This window comes from Veillonella parvula (assembly GCF_024461875.1).
Taxonomy (GTDB): domain Bacteria; phylum Bacillota; class Negativicutes; order Veillonellales; family Veillonellaceae; genus Veillonella; species Veillonella parvula_I.
The window spans coordinates 85684-105789 of sequence record NZ_JANGAL010000003.1 but is presented as its reverse complement, the minus strand read 5'-3'; the positions used below and the strand labels follow the sequence as shown (position 1 = coordinate 105789).

Here is a 20106-nt window from a genome sequence, read left to right as displayed (position 1 = left end):
AAAAATTACAGAGTACTAAAACACTGGTTATAGTTGCTTTATCTGGTATAGAGTTTTATCATAGCGAAAAATTACAGAGTACTAAAACACTCATCGGCGGTAGATGCTATAGCGTTCGGTTTTATCATAGCGAAAAATTACAGAGTACTAAAACTATTCTATGAGCCAACTGAATAATGCGGATGTTTTATCATAGCGAAAAATTACAGAGTACTAAAACTATATGCGCTATCCATAATAAAGCTTGATAGTTTTATCATAGCGAAAAATTACAGAGTACTAAAACTACAAAAACCCTGGTAAATAATTAGTAATTGTTTTATCATAGCGAAAAATTACAGAGTACTAAAACTATATCAATCTCTATTTCTGCATCCAACTTGTTTTATCATAGCGAAAAATTACAGAGTACTAAAACTACACCGGGCACTATCTCGAAGGGCTCTTGGTTTTATCATAGCGAAAAATTACAGAGTACTAAAACACCTATTGAGTCCTGGGATGAGTTCGAAGGTTTTATCATAGCGAAAAATTACAGAGTACTAAAACAAAGTTTATCACGAGCAGCATCTGTACCGCGTTTTATCATAGCGAAAAATTACAGAGTACTAAAACCCCAACAACGAAGTTAAGCACTTTTGTAGCCTTTCGCTATAATAAATCAATAAACAAAAAGAGCACAGATCATAAGACCCGTGCTCAAAATTTCACACAAAAAACATTAGTAATATGTACTACTAACTCAATTTACATATACTATTGTTAATAACTACTTAAAAGTAGTGATTTCGACATAAAGTCTTATTTTAGTAGATTCTGTAACCTTTCGCTATGGTAAAATCTAATTACATAATATATCAGCATTACTTATATGTCAAGCTTTTCTAATTTTTATTCATCAATCAGTTTTAATTTTTACTAAATAACCATAATTACTCAACTATTATCTTGATAAAAAGATAGTTTTAATATGATTAAAATAGGAAAAGGACACAATAAATTGTGTCCTTTGATTTCGGCATAAGGCCCTACCTTAATAGATTCTCACGAGTATTAAGGCGAAACTGCAGCTCTATCCTTCTGGTGCGCCTAGAGGGAATCGAACCCCCAACCTACAGTTTAGGAAACTGACGCTCTCTCCGGTTGAGCTATAGACGCATGTATACTTTATTATATCGTTTTTAATAAAGTATACGCAAGACATCCTTATTATTGTAGGTATTGGTTATTCACTTGTTTTTGTTCTTCTGGGCTTAGGTTTTGATAGCCTTTCGCTAAAGAACTTACCCAGGATCCATAGGCAGGGTTTGGGAATACGACAAAGGTAGTACCAAAGTCCTCTTTATGATTGTCGATGATGGCATTTCTTTCAGCTAAGGTCTTACCTTTTGTGCCAATAGGGAAATCACCGGCGTTATCGCCCATGTATACAACGACATAATATTTTTTAGCAATCATATCAAAGCGTGGTTGTTTGTCTGAGTCTTTTTCGAATAGTAGTACATGATCTTTATCGACAGATGGGAATCCTAGTTCTTTAAAATTCTGTATCGTTACGTCAAGGTTTACAGGTGCGTAGCGGTTTGAAACATAGAAGATTTCTACCCCTTGTTTATGTACTTCATTTAGGAATTCAACGGCTCCAGGCATGGCTTGCGATTTTCCTTGATGCACGGCTTGACGCCACCAAGGAGCATCAAAACGACCATTACCATTTACAATGCTTTCACCCATCAACTTGGTATTATCCACTACAGTTTCGTCCGCATCAAGAACGATAGCTAAAGGTTTTCTTTGATGAGATGGATCAGTAACGGCCATCTTAACGGCATTCATTGCCACATTGTACCCTTGATACGCCAACGCTCTGTACTCTGCAGAGGTGCGCATCCATAGCAAGCCCATCGTTTCAGTTTCGGCTTGGTACTGTTGTTTTTGCTTGAGGGCTTCCTGTGCCGCTACATCATTAGCTACTACATTATTAGCTACTGCATTATTAGCTACTATATGATTTGCTGTAGCACTAACTTTATCATTCTTAGCTGCTGTAACAGGCTGAACCGGTTGAGCCTGCATTACAATATCTGAGGGAACAAAGTTATTTGCTTTCACCGTCGCTGGAGAATTCGCCTGTACTACGGATCCAAGACAAAGACTTCCTCCCATGCAAGCCACCATCACATACCATGCCAAACTACTAGATTTCATAACTGCCTCCTATTCACATGTAACATTTCGTGCAAATTCAACACATCATATAATTCTACATAGTTATACTAAAATCCTTTTAAAATTTGTATATTTCTGAAAGTAAAAAAGAGCCTATGCACCATACCATAAATCGATTCGATTCAGGTAGTTGCTTAGGCTCTTTTAGGAGTTAATAAGTACGGTTTTAAATCTATCTATGCAAAAACTATGCTATAATACAGCTATTGATGGTATTAGAGATTTCTTACTAAAGAGAGGTATATGTAATGAAACTATGTAAACGATCAATTATTGCCAGTTCACTATTAGCTGTATTAGCTATATCATCTGCATATGCAGCTGCCCCTGTACAATCTACTGAAAACACAGATACTGCTACGGTTGATATGGATTACTCCAATTTTCCAGAGCTGAAAAAATCTATCGAAAGTGCAACACCAGCTATGATCCAATCTGCTCTTGCTGCTTCTAAGGGAAAACCTACTAAAGATAAGCCCATCTATTCAACAGTCACTATGACCGGTAACCGTGTTGTATCCGTAAAGACCTACAAAACTAAAGAAGAACAGGAAAAGGCCATGTTAAAGGAGCGCGAACGCTTAGACAAGGTCAGTGCAGAACGTCGTGCTAAACGAAAAAATGAAACTCGCGCGGATATGCTAAAAGGTTTAAAAGCAATACCTATATATCCACCTGTTAATGAAACACGAGCATTACAAAGCGAAATGTTCTCTCAACCATTTGGGAGACAACTCGATTTACGTTTAGTAGAGGCCTACACACAAGATTATGACAAGGCCAAACCCGGCGATATTTATGTCTATGCAGATTATGTAGACTATACATCTAAGCAGCTATTAGGTGAAAAAGATGGTACTACTGCTATTTCAGCCATGATTCTACGTACAATCATGAGAAAAGACGAAAACAAAGCTTTCAGCATCGATGTAAATGCATACTTCATAAATCCAACAACACATACGATTTCCATAAGTCGTTCTGAAGATGTAAAGGGCATCGATATCAAGAAAAGTGAAATAGCTGAAACCGTATTTAAACTACCGACACACCAGCTACAACCGGGTGATCCACAATATGAAATTGCTAAGCTTATGTATCAAGACCTAACAAGTAAAAAATTTGATTAGTAATATTTAAATACACTCTCCACAACAAAAGCCCCTCCTTACTATGAGCTACATAGCAAGGAGGGGCTTCGTGTTAGTTTAAGGAAGTTCTTTTATCGCGTTAGTATTGTTTAGATAAACTATTTTAATATTGTTTAAATAGTATCATTAATCTTATTTTACATCGCTAAAGTCGATGTTCATGCCCAAGGCTTTAGCAACGCCTTCACCATAAGCAGGATCACATTGGTAGCAATGTTTTGCATGACGTTCTTTGATGAAATCAGGTACACCATTCATAGCCGCTGCGGTATTATCAAACAAGGCTTGTTGTTGTTCAGGGCTCATGAGGCGGAACAATTTACCTGGTTGTGTGAAGAAGTCAGAGTCGTCTTCATAGAAGTCATATTGGTAAGCTGGACCAGATACATCGAGAGGAGGATTTTTGAATTCTGGTTGTTCAGCCCATTCACCAAAGCTATTTGGTGCGTACCCAATTGTTGACCCATGGTTTCCATCTATACGACCTTGACCATCGCGATGATAGATATTTACAGGGCATTTAGCGGCATTAACAGGGATTTGATAATAATTTGCCCCTAGACGATAGCGTTGCGCATCCGCATAGGAGAACAAACGACCTTGAAGCATTCTATCAGGAGAGAAAGATACGCCTGGAATGATAGTTGTTGGTGCAAATGCAGCTTGTTCTACATCTTGGAAATAATTTTCTGGGTTGCGATTAAGTTCCATCACACCAACTTCAATCAATGGGAATTCGTCATGATACCATACTTTAGTTAAATCGAATGGATTATACGGCATATTGTTAGCTTGTTCTTCCGTCATCACTTGGATGCATAATTTCCATTTCGGGAAATCGCCTCTTTCAATAGCCTCAAAGAGGTCACGTTGGTGACTTTCACGGTCACTAGCTACCACATTAGCCGCCTCAGCATCAGAAAGATTTTCAATCGGCTGTTGGCAAACCCAATGGAATTTTACCCATACGCGCTCATCGTTTTCGTTGATAAGGCTGTATGTATGACTGCCAAAACCATGCATTGTACGGTAAGATTTAGGAATACCACGGTCACTCATAACGATTGTTACTTGGTGGATTGCCTCTGGCAAGCTAGTCCAAAAATCCCAGTTTGCTGTCGCATCGCGAAGATTTGTTTTCGGATTACGTTTTACAGCGCGGTTCAAATCAGGGAATTGCAATGGATCGCGAATAAAGAATACAGGTGTATTGTTACCTACGAGGTCCCAGTTTCCTTCTTCTGTATAGAATTTTACGGCAAAGCCACGAATATCGCGTTCTGCATCGGCCGCACCACGCTCCCCGGCAACTGTGGAGAAACGCACGAATAACGGCGTTTGCTTGCCTACTTCAGAGAAAATTTTTGCTTTCGTATATTTTGTAATGTCATTGGTTACTGTGAAAGTACCAAATGCACCGGATCCTTTAGCATGCATACGGCGTTCAGGAATCACTTCGCGCTCAAAATGAGCTAATTTCTCCATGAGCCAAACATCTTGCATCAATACAGGACCACGTTTACCTGCTGTAGCAGAGTTGCGATTATCTGGTACGGGAGCACCAAAGGCTGTTGTTAGTTTCTTTTCATTATTCATGTTACAAACTCCTACTTAGAGATCAAAATGAAAGTAATTTACTTTACATAATTTTTAAATCATACATCTTAATTACGATAAAAATTATTAATTGATAATTATTATCCATTAATATGTAATTAGAATATCACAAATTTTTTAACATAACAACCCTAAACTTTTACAAATCTTGTATACACGATATCATTTATAATTTTAAAATGAGAATTTCAATGCTATATATTTAAAACCTATTAAGATATACCTACAAAAATACGCAAAACAAAAAACACCTTGTTTCTACTAACTTGTAGATCACAAGGTGTTTTCATTCAATTTATGCCGGACGGCTCCAGTCAACTTGTACGTCGATAGCTTCCCACATACGTGTTAAAGCTAACTTAAGGTTATCCAAAGATTCTAATGGTTTTACGGTCAACCGTTCATACGTATCAAGACCTGTAGCATGCTCAATAGCATGTTCATTATTTAAGTAAGCGATTACCTTATCAACCCACTCTTGTTCAGGTAAATCTACGGACACTGTTTTTGTTTCTGTATCATAAGATAAGAAACCATTACTGTTTACGCCATAATGGATGGCCACACGAAATAAACTCATATCTATACCTCTCTTGCGGTAATTTATTAACACTACACCCATATTGTAACATGAACAATTATATTAGCGAAAGTATTCAATATAAACTTTATAAGTCCTTTTTGATGGTCTTTTTAGGTCCTTCAATAGATGCGTGTGTATCTGCAATTATAGACCGATTAGCTGCTTTAGTCGAGCCTGCATCAACTTTAGTAGATACCCCATCCTCTTGACCAAGCTGTGCATCTACGGCCGCTTTCAACTCTGACCGTTTTCTGCGTATTCCATTGTCTCCGTGAAAGCGCTGCCATAATGCGCCACTCATAACAGCAGTCTCACCAAATTTAGACTCTAACGAATCTAACACACTAGCAAGCTTGTCCTCTGTTTCATCCTGTGGGGAATCAAAGAGACTATCCTGCATAGGAACCTCCTCATCGAGGCCACTCACAGTAAGACCTAATAGTCGTATAGGGCCAGGCGGATCCATACAGGTAATCCCTTTAGAACTACTACATTTAAAATTCGTAGACTTTACCTTTGTAGTGGCCCCTAACGGTTCCGTATCTTTCTTAGACTCTTTAGGCCGCTTACTCGTCTTATCCTGCATCAATTTATTCCACAAGATCAATGCTGTTTCGAAAAATACATGTTCCTGGTCTGATGGTGTATCTAGCCGCTTCTGCCGTGATACGGTGGTAAAATCATCATACCGAACCTTAATAGATACAGTATGTCCATGAAGGTTACGCCTCCGAAGCCGTTTCGATAGACGGTTTGCAAAGTACCTAAATTCTAATTCAATAGCACGGCCATCGGTGAGGTCTTCTTCGTAAGTTTCCTCAGCTCCAATTGATTGTATCTTGCGATCTGTTTCAACAGGTCTATCGTCGATACCATTCGCCAGTTCCCATATGCGCTTTGCCTGATTACCCACGAGAGGAATTAAACTACTTTCATCAGGCAAAGACTGAATATGACGCATCAGGTGAAAGCCACCGGCTTTCAAAATTTTCTCTGTCCGAGGACCAACACCCCAAATACGTTTAATAGGCAAAGGAGCCAGCACCTTTCTTTCACGACCGTATGGGATGACCACAAGACCATCAGGTTTATCTAAATCAGAGGCCAATTTAGCAAGAAATTTATTGGGTGCTAAGCCTGCAGAAATAATAAGTCCTGTTTTCTCGAATACACGATCTTTAATGGCTCGTCCTAGCTCTTTGGGGCCGCTATACATGGTGGACATGCCGCTCACTTCAAGAAAGGCTTCATCAATAGATAAAGGCTCAATATAAGGGGTAAATTCTTTCATAATGGAAAAAATTTGGTTCGACACCTCTTTATAGCGATCCATTCGAGGATATACATAAATCCCATCAGGACAGAGTTTCTTAGCCCTCGATATTGGCATCGCAGAGTGAACACCAAATTTTCGGGCCTCATAGGAACAGGTAGCTACGACACCACGTGAAGAAAGACCACCCACGATTACGGGGTGGCCTTTATACTCTGGATGATCCAGTTGTTCTATGGACGCGAAGAATGCATCCATATCAACATGCATAATCCAACGTCTCATTGTTACGCTTCTTTTTCGTGCTCAGAAATGCGGCAGTATTTAATTTGCGCGCAAATGCACTCATCTTTAGTTTTGTATAATTGAGGGAGAATATCTAAAATATCTGCAAATGTAGCTTCATTAATGGAGTAACGCGTCCATAAACCATTACGTTGAGAGTTAACTACACCTGCATCAATTAAGATTTTCATGTGGTAACTCAACGTAGATTGAGACAAATTGAAGCTCGCTAAAATATCGGCTGCACATAATTCATTGCAAGACAACATATCGATGATGTGTAATCTTGTTTCATCGCTTAATGCCTTAAAAATCGTCGCTAAACGTTCGTAAGAAACTTCAACCATATCTTTAACTCCTCAGATCCTTATCAAAAAATATCAATCTACTTCTTGGTACTATTATATACTATTTCTTAATGTAAATCTATTTTTTTCTTTATATTTGTATCTTAATAATTTATTATGAATACAAAAAAATTATAGATAAGTAAATTTCGCCTAATTATAAACTAATTTAAGCACGTAGCTATTTGTATAAAATGAATATTTTAAACAATTTTTCATTTGATAGGTTTATTTGAATATACATTTTTCTGTATATATAACAATTACACTCTATTATTTGTTATATATTTCTCGATATGCTCACACTTTAATAACTATAAAGCATACTTCGATATACCGCACTACTGTAGCAACCTAAAGGATTAGATATAGAGGATCCACGTTTGTATTCTGCATCCATTCAATACAAAAGACCCCTCTGTGAGGGGTCTAATCTGTATAATTCTATAAATCGATTGCATAGCGAAAAATGTTAAAATATATAACACTCTATCAATGCTACCAAATGCAAATTTTCTATTATATCAAATTAGTATAGCTTAGAATACATTTACTAGATCGATAGTTTGGCTGCGGTTAGGACCAACAGATACAATGCCTAAAGGCACGCCTGTTACTTCTGCAATACGTTCTACATATTTACGAGCATTTTCAGGCAATTTATCATATTCACGGATACCAGAAATATCTGTTTCCCAACCTGGCAATGTTTCGTAAACTGCTTCGCAGGCTTCAAGATCTTTTAAGTTAGCTGGAAACCCTTCTACGTCTTTACCATTCAATTTGTAACCTACGCAGATCTTCAATTCTTTAAAGGTATCAAGAATATCCAACCGTGTAATAGCTAAGTAATCAAGGCTATTAAGACCTGCTGCGTATTTTACAACCATGAGGTCTAACCAACCACAACGACGAGGACGACCCGTTACAGTACCGAACTCATGACCAAGTTCACGGAGATTATCCCCAGTTTCGTTAAGAAGCTCTGTAGGGAATGGACCTGCACCAACACGTGTTGCATACGCTTTTACAACGCCAAAGATGTTTTTCAAGTAGTTAGGCCCCACACCAGCGCCTGTGGAAGCGCCACCTGCGATTGGATGAGAGGATGTTACAAATGGATAAGTACCATGATCAAGGTCGAGCATAGTAGCTTGAGCACCTTCGAACAATACCTTTTTATCCTCTTTTACAGCTTTAAGAACAGCCGCATTAGTATCTGTTACATAAGGTTTCAAGGCTTCAGCGTATTTGATGTAATCCGCTAAGATTTCATCGTAGCTAACAGGTTCAGCATCGTATACCTTAGTAAGCATTTTATTTTTGAACTCTACATTGTACGCTAATTTTTGTTTAAATGTTTCCATATCATACAAATCGCAGATACGGATACCAATACGATTGATTTTATCAGCGTAGCAAGGACCAATACCATTTTTAGTAGTACCGATTTTAGCATCCCCTTTAGATGCTTCTTCCGCAGTATCTAGAGCGATATGGTATGGCATGATTACATGTGCACGATTGGAAACTTGAAGGGATTTAGCAGATCTGCCTTGCTTTTCAAGACCTTCAATTTCTTGTAGCAGAACTTTAGGGTCGATAACAACACCAGTACCCACGATATTTTGTTTGTTATCGTATAAGATACCACTTGGTAAAAGGCGAAGTGCAAACGCTTTATCATCAACTACAACAGTATGACCCGCGTTATTACCACCTTGACTGCGCACCACAACATCCGCACGTTCTGCGATCCAGTCAACAATTTTACCTTTCCCCTCGTCACCCCATTGAGTGCCGATAACCATACTAGTTGCCATATCTATATCCTCCATATGAAAGTCTAAATAATTCAATATCATTATACAACAATGTTCGGATTCTGTGAAAGTATTTATACAAATTCAATCTTTAGTTTCTTTCCAAATGCATGCGCTATTTTCTGTAAAGTTTTTAAGGATGGATTGCCATCACGTCTTTAATATGGCTCTATTACTCTATTACAGAGATGTCATTTTGGTTCTTTTAACCAAAAACTCATCAATAAGCCTATAACACCTACCGGTATCAAGGTCATCAATGCCGTTTGTACGTCATAGATATCTGCTAGATGTCCTACATAAGGTGCCACAAGGCCCCCTAAGGTAATCCCAAGACCTAGCGTAATACCTGATGCAAAGCCTGCATTTTTTGCAAGGTATTTTTGACCTAGTACCGTAATTGGTCCGTATTGTGAGAATACACCAAAAGCCATCGGTATCATAGCACCAAAGAAGCCCCATATATTAGGTACAAAGATAAATACAAGTACAGATGGCAAGAAGATAAGATACCCTAAGCGCACGGTTTTTAGGAAGCCCAAACGGTCAGATAAGGCACCACCCATATAGGTAAGGACTGCCCCCATCGTGAAGTACGCAGTAAGGGCCAAACTAGATGCACCGGCTTCACCATTAATAACAGTAATATACAAAATAGGAATAAAGATAGCCAATACAGAGAAGAGTATAGATCGAGAAGCAATCACAAAAAATAACTTACCGAAACTCACCCAATCATTTGTACCGGTACTAAGAACCTTAGCACGGCTTTCACGGTTACCAGTATCAGCAGAATCAGCAATATCAGTATCATCGGTAGCTTCACCCTCACCCATAAAGGCATAGAGATATAACAATACACCAAGTAGCGCGATAAGCGTAAATACCCAAAGGAATTGTCCCCCAAAGACGTAAACACCACCAGCAATAAAGGGTCCCAACGCAAAGCCCGCACTGCCGCCGACTGCAAAGCGGCCCATGGCGTTACCGATTTCATGAGATTGCGTACAATTTACAAGAAGAGCCGCCTCGGGATGGAATAACGCGGCCCCTACCCCGGCCAAGAGCGACAAAGCAAGAATCATTTCGTAACTCGTAGCCAATGCCATAGCGCTAATCGACACAAGAGTCACCGTAAACCCAACGGGAATAAACCAGGGTACGCGCCACCGATCTGCCACATAGCCCAATACGGGCTGTGCCACGGAAGCCACCACGGTATTACAGAAAATGATGGAAGCCGATTGATAATAATTAAGGCCAAAGTTAGCGATAAAAAACGGTATGAGGGCCGCCAGCGAACCTTGACCAAAGTCATTAATACAGTGAAAAATAGGCGGTCCGTACTTCCGTATAATACGTTTCATATAACCTCCTAAAACAAATAGATGGTTTCCTAATGTAAGACGAATATATAAAAGCCTGCTAGAAAACTAATTTATAATTATCTGTTAAAATAATATACTTCTATCTAAAATGGCATATTGCTTTCAAAACAAAAAAGGTAGATATAGCCAACACCTACTGCATGTACCATAGGCTTGTTGGTCTATACCTACCCTAGTCTTTCATATGTTATGTGGGAAGTACCCTACAATTATAGGCCAAAGCGAGCCATGATTGTATCTACATGTCTTAGCAATTTATATGGATCGAAGCATGCATCAATTTCCTCATCAGTCATGTATTTCTTAATATTTTCATCAGCTTTTAAACCTGTTGCAAAGTCTTTGCCTTCAAGCCAGCGTTCCATAGCATGTTTTTGAACCCAACGGTATGCTTCGTCACGTACCGCACCTTTATCTACAAGGTGTGTCAAAATTGTTTGGCTAAATACGAGTCCCCCTGTGAGGTTAAGATTTTTAAGCATGGTTTCAGGGTATACCAACAATTTATCAATGGTGCGAATTGTTAGGTGCAACATATAATTTAATGCGATTGTCGCATCCGGCAAGATCACACGTTCCACGGAGCTGTGAGAAATATCGCGTTCATGCCACAATGCTTGATCTTCGTAAGCAGATTGTGCATAGCCACGAAGCAAGCGAGCCATACCGCAAATTCTTTCACATGTGATAGGGTTGCGTTTATGAGGCATCGCAGAGGAACCCTTTTGTTTAGGGCTGAAATATTCTTCTGCTTCGCGTACCTCTGTACGTTGTAAGTGACGGATTTCCAATGCGATTTTGTCTAATGTACCGCCTACAACAGCGATGGTAGACAACAACTCAGCATGGCGGTCACGTTGCACCACTTGCGTAGCAATTTTAACAGGCTCAAGGCCTAATTTTTCACACACATATTGTTCTACGAATGGATCGATATTGGAGTATGTACCAACAGCGCCAGACAATTTACCAACGGCAACGCTTTTACGCGCATGCTCCATGCGTTCAATATCACGTTCTACCTCTGCCATCCACAACGCCAATTTCAAACCGAATGTAGTTGGTTCGCCGTGGATGCCGTGGGTACGACCGATCATAGGAGTATATTTGAACTCAGCTGCACGACGACGCAATACTTCGTGCAAACGCTTTAAGTCACCAATTAAGATATCGCAGGCTTGTTTCATCATGTACCCAAGCGCCGTATCTTTCACATCTGTAGAGGTAAGGCCAAGATGGATGTATTTAGCCGCTTCAGGACCTACGTATTCGCCCACTGCTGTTACGAAGGAAATGATATCATGGTTCGTTTCCTTTTCGATTTCATGAATGCGCTCAACGTCGAAATTTCCCTTTTCCCGGATTGTTTTCGCCGCTTCTTTAGGAATAACGCCCAACTCAGCTTGTGCCTCAGATGCGAGGGTCTCCACCAATAACATTGTGTCGAATTCGTTGCGTTCGCTCCAAATATGGCCCATTTCTTCTCGTGTATAACGTGGTATCATGATGTCTCCTTTGCATGATAAAAGCTAGATTTATAGGATTATTGTACCATATGTGAAAGCTCCATTCAACGAACGGAGCTAAATTTTCCGAATGATAATTATATTAATTTTACTTATCGTTCGTGTTTATTAAATTAATTATCACTTTAACGATTTTCTTTAAGACTTTGCTTGAGATTATATACCTCTATCCCTTCATTGATACGTTGTATTCGCTTAATCATTTTTGGATGAGTAATAAACAAGCGACTGAAAAATCCTGTACTTTCACAATCATATAATTCACCATTCTCTAGAATACCAATTTGTTCAGTAGCAAGTCCTAATGAAACTAGACCATCACGCAGCTCCCGCCCCAAACCAATCGAAACGGCATAGGCATCAGCAGCATACTCTCGACGACGGCTATCAAAATAATAGGTAATCCACTTCGGTAATAGAAGTACATATTTCACGATTGCAATCATAACGATAAGAATTAATTGAATAATACGTACTACGATATTAACAATTGGTATAATAGCCAGTATATTTAAAGCAAAATTTAGATATATTACAAGATTTAAAATTAATTGCCCTAGTCGATCCATAGCATAGGTAATGGTTAAATAGATAGTATCACGATGTCGTAAATGGCCTAATTCATGGGCAAGAACACCTAATAAATGCCGTTTATCTAACGAATACAAGGCTCCTGTATAAATCGTAATGTGATTTAATCCAGATGCAAAGGCATTAATTTCCTCATCTGTACGCATGCGCAATATCAGTGAGTTACGTGCTACACCGCTAAATGCACATAATTCCTCAAACAGCGGTTCAATATATTCAGATTCTTCTGCATTTGGTTTTCTTTCACCTTGCAATACATGGACAATCCAACTAAAAGGTGGCAAAAATAATCCGATGGCCACAATAATAGGCAACGCAAAGGATATAATAATATATACATCGAGCTTATCCACTAAATGTAGCGGTTTTATAAGCCAGTCCCATGAAAACGGATACACATATTGAACTACAGATTCTAAAATAGGAAAAAATACAAATACAATAATAACATTAACAATATAGGTAAGAATAACTTGAATCATAATCTCTCACTCTAATTTCTCATATAGTTATATAGTAATAAATTAATCAATACTATATCATAGCTATACATTGTGATATATAATAAACATACAGACTAAATGTACTGCGAATAATTGCTCAATCTATACACGAGCTTTATACTAATAGTAACAAACATTTCTACTATGGGGGAGGCTTTCATGGCAACTTTAAATCGTAAGGAACGCCGCGCACAGCGCAACGAATCTAATACTATAGGTATTCTATTACGTCTATTCTTTGGGCTCAGCTTTATCGGCTTGGCGGTAGTCCTTTTTGGCGAGTTTGATTATAACTTCATCTTCTCCATCTTTACGGCAGACATCATAGTATCTTTAATTTACGTAATGACGAATAAATCGCGTATTACTACATCCTTGGCAGTAAACACAAATGTACGCGTTATCATCGCATTTCTCATCATGTTGATTACCATGTTCTTCTACGCTTTTGCATTGTGGCGAGCTGATCAATTCAGCACCCCTATGCAAGTCACATTATTCATCGGCGGCGCCATCGTATATCTAGCCGTCTTCAACTCTACAAAAACGATGCTTACCAATCAAAATTAATACAATCATTTATTACAACCATAACAAAGAGGCATATCCCATACTAATGTATGTAAGATATGCCTCTTTATTGTCCTAAAACAACAGGAACTGCTAGATATACAGGTTCCCCTCTTCGATTGATAATAGAACCACTGCTTTTAACGATGCGCATTGCTTCCTCTTTGACTGGTTGCGGCACATCTTCTGCGATGAGCGGTGTATGTTCTCCTACGATGACATGTCCATTAACATCAAAGTTAACGCGCACTACAACCTTACCTGTTACGATTGACCCCTTCCCCTGTTCTTGTACAGTTCTTAAATATTCTTGGGGGTTGATATCCGACTTTTGTAAAAGCGCTTGTTGCCCTGGCGTTAGGAGCCCCCACGCAAGATCAGATAGGAAGGATAAATCACTAGCTTCGGCAAAACCATTTCCATTGGCATTCGGATCAGATGTTATATCCTTACCCATAGGAGCATTGTCAGGCTTAGAGGATTTGCCATCCTTGGAATCATTTCCACCCGTAACTACAGCTTGTTCATTATTAGTCGTTTCCGATTCTATGGCCTTTGGAACGGCCCATTCGCGACGAGCATTAGATGTAGTCTTATTGGCATTTAAATTGTGAGCACTTTCATCACCTGTATTTTCCGTTACAAGAGGATCTGCCTTAGGCGCAGGCCCTTCTGGAGTCGGAGGTTCAACCGGTGGCTTATCCTTAGGTATAGGCTCAATAGCGGTAGTTTCCGCATCACTTTCACTATCCTCAGGCAGATGAAAGCTAACCTCTGCGGCATCATAAGCCACACCGGTTCCAACGATGCCACGCAAGGAAAGCCCCATGCCAGAGATAAGCATGATGGTAATGCCTAAAGATACAATAAAAGGTTTCAGATAATGTGATTCAAACATGGAATCACTTCCGTTCCGTAGCGACGCTAATATATTTAGCACCGTTCACCTTGAGCATGTCCAAAAGCTCAATAACATCGTTATAATACACATCTTTTGAGGCGCGAATAACAAAGGCTTGTTGAGGTGCTTGTGCAACGATAGATTTGACCTCTTGCGCCAAGTGATCCGAAGAAATTTCCTGATTATCGATATACAGCGTGTGCGTTGTAGTCAAGGTAATGGTGATAGGTTCAATAGATTTCGCCGTAGACGTCGATGCAGATGGTAAATTTAGCGGAATTTGTTGCTCTGTATTCATATACAGCGTGCCTACCATGAAAAATACCAACAAAAAGAATACGATATCAATCATGGGAATAATCATGATAGTAGGCTCTTTTTTAACCCCTAATGTGCGTCGTCTCATATATCATGTTCCTCATTGTACGCATCAAGGATGTTGCCGCATTCATGTTCTAATGTCGCTACAGAATTATTGACCTTTGCTGCACAGTAACTGTGAAAGCCAAGGGCAATAATAGCCACGGTCAAACCTGTAGCCGTTGCCACCAAGGCTTCAGAAACACCGCCTGTAATAATGGTTGGAGCCCCAATATCGCCACCTACCACAGCAAACGCACGGATCATACCGAGGACCGTCCCCAGCAACCCCAACAACGGAGCCATTGTTACAACCATGCTGAGCCAACTAAGGCCTCGTTTTAAACGTTCATCGGCGTACGACACCACATCTTGAAGGCGGTTTTCCAAGCCATTATAATTCTTTGCACTGCGGATAGCACGGGCAAATAAAGAACCAAGTTCCTCTGTATCCCGTTCCAAAACACTTGGTAACATAATCCAAGATTGATTCTTCTCTAAGACCTTATTAAAACGGCGCAAGTCCTTTGTAAACTTGCGATATAGAAAGATACGTTCAATGCCAATCATCAAGGTAAACAGTAAAAAAATCACCAGCGGATACATAACAAATCCACCAGCTACAAATAAATGCGCTATACTACTCATACTAACCTCCAAAAGCCACATACCTTTAGGCTCTATCCGGGTTAATTATACCACGTTTTATCCCACCGAAAACAGATATAGAGCGTAAAACCACAACATAAATAGATATAGGATAACTTGCAAGATAAATATAGACTAATTCGCTAGATAGACATAAGCTAGCTAAAGTCCACAGGATAAAATTAAAATACAAAAAGGCTGCACTAGAAATGATATACATTCTAGTACAGCCTTTTATGCGTTCCTAAATAGATTAGTCTTTTTTAATAAAGCCTACAATGAAGCCACCTACTGACAGTGCAATGCCTAAACCGCTACAGAACATACCAATAGAATACCACAATGTGTAAGATTGGTTATTCTCAGAAATCGCCTTTGCTGCCGCTTGAGCATTTGTAGCATTTCTCGCAATTTCCAAATTAGCCGCCCCTGGATCTGGATTTAATAATAGAATCGCAATACCAATAATTAGAACGACTACACCTACAGGTAATAATAATTTTTTGTTCATTTGAATGCCCCTCTCGTAACATTAAACGATTAATAAATAATATAACTTAATTATACACTGATTTTTGCATTTTAAAAAGATGAACTTATATATTAATCATCTTTTATTAGACAATTAATAGCAAATAATTAGTCGCAATTAGTTATTATGACATAGAAAAAGGCATAGTATGCAACTACTATTGGTCCAAATCCAACAGTGAACATTGATACTATGCCTTTTACAAATACATCTGTAGTTATATCGAAATGCATACGATTGCTAGTGGAGTGCGTATTAAGATAAGTTATGCCGGCTTATCTAATATATATTTAGCAATACGATTATATTTAATAATACAATATGTATTTACCGATCTACTTATTGTAAAGACTTATCGAAAACGCCAATAAGTTCTTCAACGGCTTGAGATTCGCTCATTTCACCGTCTAAGACAGCGGCTTCGACTTCGCCCATGCGACCTTGAATGACTACATTGTTAAAGAATAGGTTGTGCAAGTGTTCGTCAATCATATCGCGTACCCAACGGAGGGATTGTTCTTGACGACGTTTTAAGAAGACCCCATTTTCTTTGCCTTGTTCAGTAAACTCTTGGATAACATCCCACAATTCATCGAGGCCATCCTTTGTAACAGCTGAACATGTATAGGCTTGAGTCTTCCATTTTTCCGTAGCTGGACGGATATAATGTAACATCCGATCGTAATCACTACGAGCAATGAGTGCTCGTTTGAGATTATCTCCATCAGCCTTGTTGACCACAATAGCATCAGCAAGTTCCATAACGCCTTTTTTGATGCCTTGCAATTCATCGCCTGCCCCCGTTAAAACGATGAGCATAAAGAAGTCTACCATGGAACGCACGGTAACTTCGCTTTGCCCAACCCCAACGGTTTCAACGAGAATAATATCGTACCCAGCAGCCTCACAAAGTAGCATAGTTTCTCTACTTTTACGAGCCACACCGCCTAGTGTACCACCAGCTGGCGATGGACGAATATAAGCCTCTGGGTGTTTCGTCAACGTTTCCATCCGCGTTTTATCACCCAAGATACTGCCTTTTGTGACTTGGCTCGTAGGGTCTACAGCCAGTACGGCAACCTTGTAACCCGCTTCAATGAGCATGTTACCGAAGGCTTCAATAAACGTACTTTTACCAGCCCCAGGCACACCAGTAATACCGATGCGCAATGCCTTGCCCGTGCGAGGCAATACGGCTTGCAACACCTGTTGAGCTAGTTTGAAATGGTCCTTATTATTACTTTCTACTAATGTGATAGCCCGTGAAAGTATAACGCGGTCCCCCTGCTCGATACCGCGTACATAATCAGCGACAGTCAATTTCTTTCGCCGCTGTACGGGACGTACCGCTGGAGCCAGATGAGCTGAACTAGATAAGAGGCCGTCATGCATTTCCTTGACGCCTTTCATTACGTGACACGCGTAAGTATCATCTTTCTTCGCTTCTTCTGGCACCCAGTCGGGACGATAGGTACTACCCTCGGTGCTTGCGTTTTTTACACCTAATTCAGGGGCTTTGCCTTCACCAGTGGTGAAAGTTGCGTCCTGTGTATTGCGCAATTCATCCGGAGTAGGCCGTTTGTTATCAGTCATGAGACTCGTCTTGAACGTGACTAGTCAATGTTTCTAGTAATTTTTTCGCCGCTACTGGCAAAACTGTACCAGGGCCAAAGATAGCCACTGCGCCATGTTCGCGTAGGAATTCATAGTCCTGAGCAGGGATTACGCCGCCGATGGCAACTAAAATATCTCCACGGCCCCGCTTGTTGAGTTCCTCTACAAGTTGAGGCAATAATGTCTTATGCCCCGCCGCAAGAGAACTAAATCCGACAATATGAACGTCATTATCCACCGCATCTTGTGCTGTTTCTTCTGGAGTTTGGAACAAAGGTCCGATATCCACGTCAAAGCCCATATCCGCGAAGGATGTAGCGATAACTTTGGCACCACGGTCATGACCGTCTTGGCCCATCTTCGCAATCATGATACGAGGGCGACGACCTTCGAGTTCTTCAAAGTTATCTGCCATTTGGCGTACTTCTTTGATTACATCGTCATCTTCAAATTCGCTGGAGTATACACCGGAAATAGAGCGAATAACCGCTTTATGACGACCGCATACCTTTTCAACAGCAAAGGAAATCTCACCCAAGGATGCACGAGCACGAGCCGCTTCAAGTGCAAGGGCAAGCAAGTTACCTTCACCCGATTCTGTAGCCTTTGTGATCGCTTCAAGACATGATTGAACCTTTTCTTCATCCCGGTTAGCACGCAATTGTTCGAGACGACGAATTTGCGCTTCCCGTACAGCTGTGTTATCTACGTCGAGGATATCCAATGGATCTTCTTTATCTAGACGATATTTATTGATACCGATGATTGCTTCACGACCAGAGTCGATACGAGCTTGGCGACGTGCGGCAGCTTCTTCGATACGCATCTTAGGAAGCCCTGTGTCGATAGCTTTCGCCATACCGCCAAGGGATTCGATTTCTTGGATATGACCCCAAGCGCGACGAATCAATTCATCAGTCAACGCTTCTACATAGTAGGAACCGCCCCATGGGTCGATAACCTTACATACCTTAGTTTCATCTTGGATGTAAAGCTGAGTGTTACGCGCAATACGTGCAGAGAAGTCCGTAGGCAACGCAATGGCTTCGTCAAGCGCATTTGTATGTAGAGATTGCGTATGACCTAACGCGGCACCCATCGCTTCCATACATGTACGAGCCACGTTGTTGAACGGATCTTGTTCTGTTAAAGACCAACCAGATGTTTGGCTATGTGTACGAAGTGCCATGGATTTAGGATTTTCAGAGCCGAAGCTATTGATAATCTTAGCCCACAACATACGAGCCGCACGCATTTTTGCCACTTCCATGAAGTAGTTTTTACCAATTGCCCAGAAGAAGGACAACCGTGGTGCGAACTGGTCAACATGAAGGCCTGCATTAACACCGGTACGGATATATTCGAGACCATCGGCCAATGTGTAACCTAATTCGATATCTGCAGTAGCGCCCGCTTCTTGCATATGGTAGCCAGAAATGGAAATACTGTTGAACTTAGGCATGTACTGGGATGTATACGCAAAGATATCACCGATAATACGCATAGATGTAGCTGGAGGGTAAATATAGGTATTACGTACCATGAACTCTTTCAAAATATCATTTTGAATTGTACCAGCCATAACCTTTTTATCTACGCCTTGTTCTTCACCAGCCAAGATGTAGAACGCCATTACTGGCAATACGGCGCCGTTCATTGTCATGGATACGGACATTTGATCAAGAGGGATACCAGAGAATAGAATTTCCATGTCGAGGATGGAGTCTACCGCAACACCCGCTTTACCAACGTCACCTACTACGCGAGGATGATCGGAGTCATAACCACGGTGAGTAGCAAGGTCAAAGGCGATAGACAAGCCTTTTTGGCCCGCTGCCAAGTTACGACGATAGAATGCATTGGATTCTTCCGCCGTGGAGAAACCAGCGTACTGACGTACTGTCCAAGGACGAGTAACATACATTGTGGAATAAGGTCCACGCAAGAATGGAGGTACACCTGCCATATAGTCAAGGTGTGTCATTCCTTCATAATCCATCTCTGTATAGAGAGGCTTTAGTTGGATTTGCTCCATTGTTGTATTATATAAATCTTCAAAGCTTTTTCCTGTTTCTTTTTGAAGTTCAGCAAGCCATGCATCGCGAGATGTTGCTGTCTGAGATCCCAAGCCAAGAGAGGAGAAGTCTGGATTTTTAAACATGAGC

Annotated in this window: 17 protein-coding genes, 1 tRNA gene and 1 CRISPR repeat array (1 of these 19 only partly in view); of the genes, 2 read left to right on the top strand and 16 right to left on the bottom strand. The window is 40.2% G+C overall.

Annotated features, from left to right (window positions below; translation table 11 throughout):
• A CRISPR array of direct repeats spans positions 1-615; the repeat unit is 36 nt; unit sequence GTTTTATCATAGCGAAAAATTACAGAGTACTAAAAC (it extends 542 nt beyond the left edge of the window).
• A gap of 466 nt (positions 616-1081) precedes the next feature.
• Positions 1082-1158: transfer RNA gene (locus tag NE668_RS06320), tRNA-Arg, on the bottom strand.
• Positions 1159-1209: 51 nt separating this feature from the next.
• Positions 1210-2208, bottom strand: coding sequence for a 5'-nucleotidase, lipoprotein e(P4) family (locus tag NE668_RS06315; protein ID WP_227037245.1), 999 nt, complete (start codon positions 2206-2208; stop codon positions 1210-1212).
• Positions 2209-2477: 269 nt separating this feature from the next.
• Between NE668_RS06315 and NE668_RS06310 the strand changes: the two genes are divergently transcribed.
• Positions 2478-3359, top strand: a complete 882-nt coding sequence (locus NE668_RS06310) for a hypothetical protein (RefSeq protein ID WP_227037244.1) — start codon at positions 2478-2480, stop codon at positions 3357-3359.
• 153 nt (positions 3360-3512) lie between these two features.
• Here the strand turns inward: NE668_RS06310 and NE668_RS06305 are convergent, their stop codons facing one another.
• The 8 genes from NE668_RS06305 to NE668_RS06270 form a co-directional block, all read right to left on the bottom strand.
• Positions 3513-4976 (bottom strand): catalase, encoded by a 1464-nt coding sequence (locus NE668_RS06305; protein WP_004694575.1) that lies wholly within the window; start codon positions 4974-4976, stop codon positions 3513-3515.
• 316 nt (positions 4977-5292) lie between these two features.
• Positions 5293-5577 carry a hypothetical protein gene (locus tag NE668_RS06300; protein ID WP_004694573.1) on the bottom strand — a complete coding sequence of 95 codons (285 nt, stop codon included), beginning with the start codon at positions 5575-5577 and terminating at the stop codon, positions 5293-5295.
• An 88-nt stretch (positions 5578-5665) separates the two neighbouring features.
• On the bottom strand, positions 5666-7138 hold the full coding sequence (dinB, locus tag NE668_RS06295) for a DNA polymerase IV (protein ID WP_227037243.1): 1473 nt from the start codon (positions 7136-7138) through the stop codon (positions 5666-5668).
• 2 nt (positions 7139-7140) lie between these two features.
• Entirely contained in the window at positions 7141-7485 is a 345-nt protein-coding gene (locus NE668_RS06290; RefSeq protein ID WP_004694570.1) for an ArsR/SmtB family transcription factor, read from the bottom strand.
• Positions 7486-8024: 539 nt separating this feature from the next.
• A complete protein-coding gene (locus NE668_RS06285; protein WP_008602060.1) occupies positions 8025-9308 on the bottom strand; it encodes an adenylosuccinate synthase in 1284 nt (427 codons plus the stop codon).
• A gap of 191 nt (positions 9309-9499) precedes the next feature.
• Positions 9500-10675, bottom strand: coding sequence for an MFS transporter (locus NE668_RS06280; protein ID WP_227037242.1), 1176 nt, complete (start codon positions 10673-10675; stop codon positions 9500-9502).
• A gap of 230 nt (positions 10676-10905) precedes the next feature.
• Positions 10906-12201 carry an adenylosuccinate lyase gene (gene purB / locus NE668_RS06275; RefSeq protein WP_227037241.1) on the bottom strand — a complete coding sequence of 432 codons (1296 nt, stop codon included), beginning with the start codon at positions 12199-12201 and terminating at the stop codon, positions 10906-10908.
• Positions 12202-12347: 146 nt separating this feature from the next.
• Complete coding sequence (locus NE668_RS06270) at positions 12348-13295, bottom strand: zinc metalloprotease HtpX (RefSeq protein WP_004698199.1); 948 nt, start codon at positions 13293-13295, stop codon at positions 12348-12350.
• Positions 13296-13475: 180 nt separating this feature from the next.
• Here NE668_RS06270 and NE668_RS06265 point away from each other — a divergent pair, with 180 nt between their 5' ends.
• Positions 13476-13886 carry a CAAX protease gene (locus NE668_RS06265; RefSeq protein ID WP_227037240.1) on the top strand — a complete coding sequence of 137 codons (411 nt, stop codon included), beginning with the start codon at positions 13476-13478 and terminating at the stop codon, positions 13884-13886.
• 67 nt (positions 13887-13953) lie between these two features.
• Here NE668_RS06265 and NE668_RS06260 read toward each other — a convergent pair whose 3' ends face one another.
• From NE668_RS06260 to scpA, 6 genes are all read right to left on the bottom strand, one after another.
• Positions 13954-14784 (bottom strand): hypothetical protein, encoded by an 831-nt coding sequence (locus NE668_RS06260; protein ID WP_227037239.1) that lies wholly within the window; start codon positions 14782-14784, stop codon positions 13954-13956.
• A 4-nt stretch (positions 14785-14788) separates the two neighbouring features.
• Positions 14789-15193, bottom strand: coding sequence for an ExbD/TolR family protein (locus NE668_RS06255; protein ID WP_227037238.1), 405 nt, complete (start codon positions 15191-15193; stop codon positions 14789-14791).
• Positions 15190-15795: a MotA/TolQ/ExbB proton channel family protein gene (locus tag NE668_RS06250; RefSeq protein WP_227037237.1), complete on the bottom strand. Its 606-nt coding sequence runs from the start codon at positions 15793-15795 to the stop codon at positions 15190-15192. The genes NE668_RS06255 and NE668_RS06250 overlap by 4 nt, the downstream gene beginning before the upstream one ends.
• 253 nt (positions 15796-16048) lie before the next feature.
• The gene (locus NE668_RS06245) at positions 16049-16306 is read right to left on the bottom strand and encodes a hypothetical protein (RefSeq protein ID WP_004698152.1); all 258 of its coding nucleotides are present in this window, start codon (positions 16304-16306) and stop codon (positions 16049-16051) included.
• A gap of 360 nt (positions 16307-16666) precedes the next feature.
• Complete coding sequence (meaB, locus tag NE668_RS06240; RefSeq protein WP_004694551.1) at positions 16667-17920, bottom strand: methylmalonyl Co-A mutase-associated GTPase MeaB; 1254 nt, start codon at positions 17918-17920, stop codon at positions 16667-16669.
• On the bottom strand, positions 17913-20102 hold the full coding sequence (gene scpA / locus NE668_RS06235) for a methylmalonyl-CoA mutase (protein WP_004694550.1): 2190 nt from the start codon (positions 20100-20102) through the stop codon (positions 17913-17915). The genes meaB and scpA overlap by 8 nt, the downstream gene beginning before the upstream one ends.
• Positions 20103-20106 lie beyond the last annotated feature (4 nt).

What these genes read in the sequence shown, in the direction of transcription:
- NE668_RS06290 (WP_004694570.1), bottom strand. Translation starts at nt 7,485, where the DNA reads ATGGTTGAAGTTTCTTACGAACGTTTAGCGACGATTTTTAAGGCATTA.
- scpA (WP_004694550.1), bottom strand. Translation starts at nt 20,102, where the DNA reads ATGTTTAAAAATCCAGACTTCTCCTCTCTTGGCTTGGGATCTCAGACA.
- NE668_RS06315 (WP_227037245.1), bottom strand. Translation starts at nt 2,208, where the DNA reads ATGAAATCTAGTAGTTTGGCATGGTATGTGATGGTGGCTTGCATGGGA.
- NE668_RS06260 (WP_227037239.1), bottom strand. Translation starts at nt 14,784, where the DNA reads ATGTTTGAATCACATTATCTGAAACCTTTTATTGTATCTTTAGGCATT.
- purB (WP_227037241.1), bottom strand. Translation starts at nt 12,201, where the DNA reads ATGATACCACGTTATACACGAGAAGAAATGGGCCATATTTGGAGCGAA.
- NE668_RS06255 (WP_227037238.1), bottom strand. Translation starts at nt 15,193, where the DNA reads ATGAGACGACGCACATTAGGGGTTAAAAAAGAGCCTACTATCATGATT.
- NE668_RS06300 (WP_004694573.1), bottom strand. Translation starts at nt 5,577, where the DNA reads ATGAGTTTATTTCGTGTGGCCATCCATTATGGCGTAAACAGTAATGGT.
- NE668_RS06245 (WP_004698152.1), bottom strand. Translation starts at nt 16,306, where the DNA reads ATGAACAAAAAATTATTATTACCTGTAGGTGTAGTCGTTCTAATTATT.
- NE668_RS06270 (WP_004698199.1), bottom strand. Translation starts at nt 13,295, where the DNA reads ATGATTCAAGTTATTCTTACCTATATTGTTAATGTTATTATTGTATTT.
- NE668_RS06250 (WP_227037237.1), bottom strand. Translation starts at nt 15,795, where the DNA reads ATGAGTAGTATAGCGCATTTATTTGTAGCTGGTGGATTTGTTATGTAT.
- NE668_RS06265 (WP_227037240.1), top strand. Translation starts at nt 13,476, where the DNA reads ATGGCAACTTTAAATCGTAAGGAACGCCGCGCACAGCGCAACGAATCT.
- NE668_RS06280 (WP_227037242.1), bottom strand. Translation starts at nt 10,675, where the DNA reads ATGAAACGTATTATACGGAAGTACGGACCGCCTATTTTTCACTGTATT.
- NE668_RS06305 (WP_004694575.1), bottom strand. Translation starts at nt 4,976, where the DNA reads ATGAATAATGAAAAGAAACTAACAACAGCCTTTGGTGCTCCCGTACCA.
- dinB (WP_227037243.1), bottom strand. Translation starts at nt 7,138, where the DNA reads ATGAGACGTTGGATTATGCATGTTGATATGGATGCATTCTTCGCGTCC.
- NE668_RS06285 (WP_008602060.1), bottom strand. Translation starts at nt 9,308, where the DNA reads ATGGCAACTAGTATGGTTATCGGCACTCAATGGGGTGACGAGGGGAAA.
- meaB (WP_004694551.1), bottom strand. Translation starts at nt 17,920, where the DNA reads ATGACTGATAACAAACGGCCTACTCCGGATGAATTGCGCAATACACAG.
- NE668_RS06310 (WP_227037244.1), top strand. Translation starts at nt 2,478, where the DNA reads ATGAAACTATGTAAACGATCAATTATTGCCAGTTCACTATTAGCTGTA.